The sequence below is a fragment of the Bacillus sp. REN16 genome, assembly GCF_020731355.1.
In the GTDB taxonomy this organism is placed as follows: Bacteria; Bacillota; Bacilli; order Bacillales; family Bacillaceae_L; genus Ferdinandcohnia.
Map to the genome: position 1 here is coordinate 1 of NZ_JAJFZK010000057.1, position 908 is coordinate 908.

Annotated in this window: 1 protein-coding gene; it reads right to left on the reverse strand. The window is 38.4% G+C overall.

Going from position 1 to position 908, the window contains the following annotated elements:
* A partial coding sequence (locus LKW28_RS22800; protein ID WP_229142704.1) for a DDE-type integrase/transposase/recombinase occupies positions 1-908 on the reverse strand: 908 nt, incomplete at both ends.

Consider the following 908-nt stretch of genomic DNA (forward strand, 5'->3'; position numbering starts at 1 on the left):
CCTTGCTCATCCATTCGAACATCGATAGATGTCCCAATGTATCGACTAGGTACTTCATAAAGTTTTTTGTTCAATGTGATTGTGGCATCCGCCTTAACTTTCCGTTCCTCCCGTTTCAGAAAAATTGTGTCTAGAATAGATGTATCCTCTAGGAATTTGATACTCTCTAACTGGGAATGGAAAACCTCATGCGGAGTTTTACCCTCCAAGGATGCATGAACTCTTCTGTGATAATCTTCCTCTAACCAACGCCAAAACCTTTCATTTAATTCTTCAACTGAATGAGCTGGTGCAGCTTGTAATAAAGGATAAAATCGTGTTTGAACCGTTTTGAAAAATCTCTCGATTTTCCCTTTACTTTGGGGATCATATGGCTGCGTATGTGTTAACGTAATTCCCAATTGTGCACAAGCATATTGAAGAGTTTCAGAACGATAAATCTTGCCATTGTCGGCATAAATAATGGTCGGTTTTCCCCTTCGTATTAGGGCTTCTTTGGTTACAATCCTTAATCCATCAAATTTCTCTGATGAAAAGAACTGGGCATAAGGTATTAGCCGTGAACAGTCATCTATATAAGCGATTAAAAAAGTCTTTACCTTTTTCTTGTTAGTTGATACATATGGACCGTGGGACAAATCCCCTTGCCATAACACATTTACTTTTTCGTGAGCGAATCTTTTCCGTTCTGGTGATGCAAGAATTTGTTTTCCTACTAGGTTGTGTTTTTTCAACAATCGATTTATAGTAGAATAAGAGACTTGATTTTGTTGGATCTCCCCCTGCTGAATTAGTTGTTCGTAGAAGACACTAACAGGCATATAGGGAGATTTTTTTCTTGTTTCCAGAATATGATCTTGATCATCGGGAGATAGTCTACGGGAATCTCCACGATCAGCACGTTTTTT